The following is a 5,543-nucleotide window of genomic DNA, read 5'->3' on the forward strand; positions in this document are numbered from 1 at the left end:
GGTGGCGGGGAGCGGTCGAGCAGGTGCGGGCGATGGTGGAGGTCGTCGGGTTTCCTTGATGGAGATGGATGTGATTTTTCGGAGACCCCTCACCCCAACCCCGCCGGGGGAGAGGGAGCCGAAATGCGCTACTTCGAAGCGGGGCACAGCGAGCTGGCCTGTATTGCTCCCTCGCCCCTCGGGGGCTGGAGTGAGGGCCTCGGCCGTTGGAGTCGACGGCCTCGTTCATTCCGCCTCCGTCGCCCTCACACCGCCCTCTCGCAATACAGGTCAGTGGATCGAGTCGCCATGCTGTCGTCCATAGCGCGGAGATCATCGGAATTTGTCCCGTTCGGGCATCTGAAGGACTGTCAGCAGGGCTCATGCAGAGCGTCGAGCGGCAATGCCTGAACGCTTCCACAAGAGCGGCACGAGATCCGTGTTGAGGCGAAGAGCCAAGCTCAACGAGACGTGGTCCTGATGTCGAACAGCGAATACAGCGGGCAGCGGGCCGCGATGCCCGTGAGTATGAGCACGATCCCGGCATATCCCCACACGCCGATCGTTTCGCGCGCGGCAAGCGCCACGAGCAAGATGCCCAACAGGATACGCAGCACTCTGTCGATGTTTCCGACGTTCAACGCACTCATGACAGCCCTTGCAGAAAGTGGATGAGTCGACGATAGGCGTCCTGGCCGGGCGCGACTTTGACGGGGCTCAAGCCTGTTGCACCAATCCGCGATGAAACTCGATCACGGACGGCAGGCGTCCCAACCCGGAGCAACACACCATGTATTCGCGAATTCTTGTGCCGATCGACGGGAGCCCCACTTCGCAGCGCGGGCTCGACGAGGCGATTGCGCTGGCCGCACGCCTGGACTCGGCGCTGCAGCTTCTGAACGTTGTCGACGCTCGCCTGCTCATCGGCGAGGTTTCTGCTTCTTTGCCGCCGGACAAATTGCTGGAGGATTGGCGGGCGGCCGGCGATCGTCTGGTGTCAGCTGCGGTCGAGCGCGCAAGGTCCAAGGGTGTGGCTGCAGTTGGCGCGGTGCGCTGTGACCCCGGCTTGCGCGTGTGCGACGCGATCTTGCAAGAGGCAAAGAACACCGACGCTTCGCTGATCGTGATGGGCACGCACGGACGACGCGGGCTCAAGCGGCTCGCGCTCGGCAGCGACGCGGAGCTGGTGTTGCGGGGAAGCGCGGTCCCCGTGCTGCTGATACGCGGAGGTATCACCGCCGATGCGGATTGATTCAGGCAGCGGGCCTGTATGTGCTTCGATCAGCCACGCAGCGCCCAACCTGATGGGCGCCGGCACCAGGATGGGATCGCAGCATGGGCGTGAGGCTCCATGCTATTAGTGAATTGCAGGTCTGCGGCGAGACGCAATCACTCGCACTGACGCTCGCGGCAGATCAATGATCGAACAGCTTGCATGCGTCATTGCAGAGTAGGACGATAGCGGGCGATCCCATCCATCGACGGAGGTTGGCCATGTCTGTTGTCCTGGAACGCGTTTCGACTCCCACCCCGGGCGCTGTGTCGCCCGGCCGCCTGAGGGGTTTTCACAGCGGGGCTCGCGAAATCGATTCGACCGAGATGCACGTCGAAGGGCGGTTGCCTTCGTGGCTGCGCGGAGGCCTGTTGCTCAACGGCCCGGCACTGTGGGATTTGCCAAGGGGCGGATATCGCCACTGGTTCGACGGCCTCGCGATGCTTCATCGCGTCCAGTTCAACGACGCTCAGGTGCGTTATTGCAGCCGCTTTATCCGCAGCGAGGACTACAAGCAAAGCGTGGCGGCCGGAGCGCCAGCGTTCAGTGCCTTCGATACGCGCGACCCCGAGTCCTTCGTCGAACGGCTGAAGCATCTGAACAAGCCGCGCGTGACCGACAACCCGGCAGTCGTGATGTCGCGAATCGGCGCACGCTGGTTTGCAACCACCGAGTCCCCGTATCTGGTCGGCTTCGACCCCAACACGCTGGAGACCCTGCCGCGCATGGAGTTCGATGACGAGCTCGACATCCAGATCATGGCCGCGCACGGCATCACCGACCGCCACGGAAGCTACTGGAACGTGGGCATCGCGCTTGGGCAGAAGTGCGTTTACAAGCTGTTCTGCGTGCATCCCGGCAACCATCGACGCGACTTGGTCGGGAGCATCCGCGTCGCCAAGGCGGGATACACACATGCCTTCGCGATGACGCCACAGCACGCGCTGATCTGGGAGACAGCGATGCGTGCTCAACCGCTGGGCTTCATGTTCAGCGGGCGGTCCTACATCCATAACTTCAAGTGGGACGCAGCCCATGGATCGAAGCTGCACTCCGTGTCGCTGGCCGACGGCCGCGTGAAGACCTGGGACATGCCGGCGATGATGTGCTTCCATGCGGTCCAGGCCTACGAACGCGGTGACGAGATCGTGGCCGAGCTGTGCATCTATGACGATGCGACCGTCTTCGACGACCTGCTGCTCGAACGACTGCGCAGCGATAACGTGCTGCGCTCGATGCCGCGACTGGTGCGCTACCGCTTGCAAAGCGGACGTAGCGATGCACTGCTCGAAACCTTCGGCGAAGGCTTCGAATTGCCGCAAGTACGCCCCGTCCGCTTCGGGCAGTCCGGGGCCGCCGTGGCCTGGGGCGCGGGCATGGACACGGGACGCAGCAGCACCTTCCTCGACCGAACAATTCGACTGGACTTGGCGAGCGGCGAACGGCGCATCTGGCAGCGCCCCGCCGCGGTTCAACTCGAACCATTGTTCGTGGCGCGGCCAGGTTCAAGCGCCGAAGACGATGGCGTGCTGCTGGTGCCGACGCTGGCTGATGACGATGCGAGCAGCGTGATCGGTGTGATCGACGCAGCAACGATGGAATGCCTGGCCACGCTGCATGCACCGCAGGTCATCCCCTTCGGTTTTCATGCGGCTTGGGCGGGGTGAGCTGGAGGGACACGCTTGAAATACTCTCAGACTCTCAGACAGCGAGCTAACAAGGCTCAATACGTCGATTCAAGCGAGTTTTCCCACACACAGCGGGCCCCGCGACGCTGCGATTGCATGTGGGCGAATTGCTGCAAGCCGGCGATTTCAAGCAAAGCGTCGAAGGACAGGGGCAGGCCGCTACGACGAGGTCCGAACAGCAGGGAGTCGAAGGTCCGGCGCAACTGTTCGGTGTCGTTCCAGTTGCGCGCCAGCAGGTCCAGAACTTCTGGACACTCTTTGCGCAGCACGTTTACTTGCACAGGCGAATCCAGTGTCGAGATCAGTTTGGAGGCTTGGTCGCTCACGGGATATGAAGTCTGCGAGGGCAAGGGCTTGAGCATGTAATCGCTTGTCTTGGTTCAGTGCATTACGACAGAAAGATTGTCCGGTCGGGTGACCCACGTGTCGTCCACGATGTGCAAGCGTGATGCCTTCGGAAGCTGCAATGCAACTTCTTCGATCAAGGCGAAATCGGTGGTGCTGTTCAACCCACGCACCAGGTACCAGAGGCCGGGAAAATCGATGCGCGTACCGACGGCCATCACCTCGGCGTGTGTCCGCGCCGAGCAGTCGTCAATGCCGGGAGCCCTGACGTTTTGGCCTAGCCGGAATTTTCCCGGGACGAACGTCAGCACAACGCCGAAGGGCGTGAGCACCCGCATGGAGGAAGGGGAGGGCCGCACGTAACGCTCCAGATCGTGGATGACCAGGTTGGAATGGTTCGATGGCTTCATGCTGGTAGGTGGTTCGTCGAGTCGTCATTGACCCGTTCGACAGTCTCCTATCCCAACACGAACGAACACCTAATAAAGCGAAGCCGATGAGCAAGAAACGAAGCAGCGCGTCCCACTCATTTCGGGGGTGGCTACGTTTTTGCTTCACCGGGGTGACGGAACGGGATCCGACCGACGAGAGCGAGGCCGCTGGCGTCTTCGCCGAAGTGTCGATGGCTTCGCTTTGTCATCGTGCGGCGCCCAGGCAACAGGCATGATGAGTCAAAGCGCGCCTTTGCCATCTTGAGCATGAAACTCTCTCTCACAACCAGATCACGACTGTCCGATGAAGTGGACTCGGGCCGTCAAGGCGGAGCCCACCACGAGGGCCCCTCGTCAGCAGGCCTCCCGGGGTCGCATGTCCCGCTCCGATCCGCGGGCGCATGCGGCTCCCGGTTCTCGGTTTTCATTGAGTTGCCACCGCGCGGACTGCAAGCACTTGGCAGCGTCACGCTCGCACCTCGTGCACCATTGCCGATTGAACCTCGCCTTCGTCACAAGGGACTCGCCGCTACTGTTCCCATGCGTTCGGGCGCCCAGGTTTCCCCCGAAGAGATGCCCCTGGCCGGATACCTTCTTGCGCGGGCCCTCGATGGGCGCAAGGTGGAAGGGAAGGACTTGGAACGACTGCGACGTGCAGACGAATCAATCCGCGAAACGCGAGCGTTGCTTTCTTTCGGCCGAGCCAATGTCAAGGAGGACAACGAGCAGAGCAGGGGAGATGCCTTCAGGCGACTCGATGCTGTACACAACTTGAAACTCGGTTCAACCAATGTCCCCGTTGGGGCTCGCTGTATCTGGGCAGGAGCCGGACATTGCGGCGAGCATGCCCACTTGGCCGCCGTGGCGCACGCCGGCCGATTGGACGCTGAATCCAAAGAGGCGGTCGCGGTGCTTGCCAATGTCTTTATCGACCACGGGTGGGTGGAATCGTCGATTCCGAGGACTTGGAGCCTGGCGTCGCTGTGGAGACCCAACGAAGATGCGATCGTGCTCGACGCATGGAAGGACGGTCCAGCAGTGTTCGCCCCCGACAGCACGAGAACCCAAGGGCAATGGCTGAGCGCCATCACCGCCCGACGGGTTGCTAGGCCTCAGCCAGAGCTTCTTGCCGATGCAAAGAGCGGCGCGCAGGACATCGCGCGCGAACACCCAATCGCCCTCTCGTGGCGGCAACCGCCAGCAGAATGGTTGTTTGAGGCCTGCACGGTCATCAGCAACGCCTTCGTGGGGCGTGTGTTGCCTAAGCCGATCTCGGTGGAGGAAGTGCTTGATAAGGTGCGAAAGGGCAGTCCCGCTGCCGGCTCGGAGACAGTCCATTCCGCAATGCCTGCAGAAGTCCGCAAGGAAATCTTGGCCGTGGGGGTGGCTCGAGATCTGATGGCTGCGCCGGAGCCGCTGAAACACACGACACAAGGCCGCGGTCGTGTTTGGTCGGCGGCGGGACAGGCTGCGACCCTCATCGACGCTGTTGGCAGTCTGACGAAAACCACGCCCAGACGGTACCGACCGTGGGGGATCCCGTCAGCGCCCTATCGCGCCGTCGGATTCGACCAGGCAGATGAACTCCGATTGGTCAGACGGCCCGCAACCCCTTCCATCTTCAGATCGGGGAGACATCCGAGTTGACCAGCGATTCGACTTCGACAGAGGAAGAAGTCAGAGGCTGAGAGTTTTCGAGCGTGTCCGAGCAGCGCGTCAAAAGGCGCCTGATCTAGGCGCAAAGCGCAGCCATAGCCCGGGCTATGGCGAGCATTTGCAACGACGAGCAGGTGTCTTTTGGCGTGATGAGCGGGCATGATCGAAATA

6 protein-coding genes are annotated in these 5,543 nt (G+C 62.1%); 3 read left to right on the forward strand and 3 right to left on the reverse strand.

What is annotated here, in order from left to right; translation table 11 throughout:
• Nucleotides 1–440: 440 nt before the first annotated feature.
• Complete coding sequence (locus AC30NL_RS11945; RefSeq protein WP_489464222.1) at nucleotides 441–629, reverse strand: YgaP family membrane protein; 189 nt, start codon at nucleotides 627–629, stop codon at nucleotides 441–443.
• Between the two features lie 140 nt (nucleotides 630–769).
• Here AC30NL_RS11945 and AC30NL_RS11950 point away from each other — a divergent pair, with 140 nt between their 5' ends.
• On the forward strand, nucleotides 770–1,231 hold the full coding sequence (locus AC30NL_RS11950; protein ID WP_489464223.1) for a universal stress protein: 462 nt from the start codon (nucleotides 770–772) through the stop codon (nucleotides 1,229–1,231).
• Nucleotides 1,232–1,473: 242 nt separating this feature from the next.
• On the forward strand, nucleotides 1,474–2,919 hold the full coding sequence (locus AC30NL_RS11955) for a carotenoid oxygenase family protein (RefSeq protein ID WP_489464224.1): 1,446 nt from the start codon (nucleotides 1,474–1,476) through the stop codon (nucleotides 2,917–2,919).
• A 56-nt stretch (nucleotides 2,920–2,975) separates the two neighbouring features.
• Here the strand turns inward: AC30NL_RS11955 and AC30NL_RS11960 are convergent, their stop codons facing one another.
• Nucleotides 2,976–3,302 (reverse strand): hypothetical protein, encoded by a 327-nt coding sequence (locus AC30NL_RS11960; protein WP_489464225.1) that lies wholly within the window; start codon nucleotides 3,300–3,302, stop codon nucleotides 2,976–2,978.
• 18 nt (nucleotides 3,303–3,320) lie between these two features.
• Nucleotides 3,321–3,695 carry a hypothetical protein gene (locus AC30NL_RS11965; RefSeq protein ID WP_489464226.1) on the reverse strand — a complete coding sequence of 125 codons (375 nt, stop codon included), beginning with the start codon at nucleotides 3,693–3,695 and terminating at the stop codon, nucleotides 3,321–3,323.
• An 873-nt stretch (nucleotides 3,696–4,568) separates the two neighbouring features.
• On the opposite strand from AC30NL_RS11965, the gene AC30NL_RS11970 reads away from it, so the two are divergent.
• On the forward strand, nucleotides 4,569–5,363 hold the full coding sequence (locus AC30NL_RS11970) for a hypothetical protein (protein WP_489464227.1): 795 nt from the start codon (nucleotides 4,569–4,571) through the stop codon (nucleotides 5,361–5,363).
• The last annotated feature ends 180 nt before the right edge of the window (nucleotides 5,364–5,543 follow it).

The organism is Rhizobacter sp. (assembly GCA_021153565.1).
GTDB lineage: Bacteria > Pseudomonadota > Gammaproteobacteria > Burkholderiales > Burkholderiaceae_C > Albitalea.

Bases quoted from the DNA above. Each gene is read 5' to 3' on its own strand.
- AC30NL_RS11945 (WP_489464222.1), bottom strand. From the start codon at position 629: ATGAGTGCGTTGAACGTCGGAAACATCGACAGAGTGCTGCGTATCCTG.
- AC30NL_RS11950 (WP_489464223.1), top strand. From the start codon at position 770: ATGTATTCGCGAATTCTTGTGCCGATCGACGGGAGCCCCACTTCGCAG.
- AC30NL_RS11965 (WP_489464226.1), bottom strand. From the start codon at position 3,695: ATGAAGCCATCGAACCATTCCAACCTGGTCATCCACGATCTGGAGCGT.
- AC30NL_RS11960 (WP_489464225.1), bottom strand. From the start codon at position 3,302: ATGCTCAAGCCCTTGCCCTCGCAGACTTCATATCCCGTGAGCGACCAA.
- AC30NL_RS11955 (WP_489464224.1), top strand. From the start codon at position 1,474: ATGTCTGTTGTCCTGGAACGCGTTTCGACTCCCACCCCGGGCGCTGTG.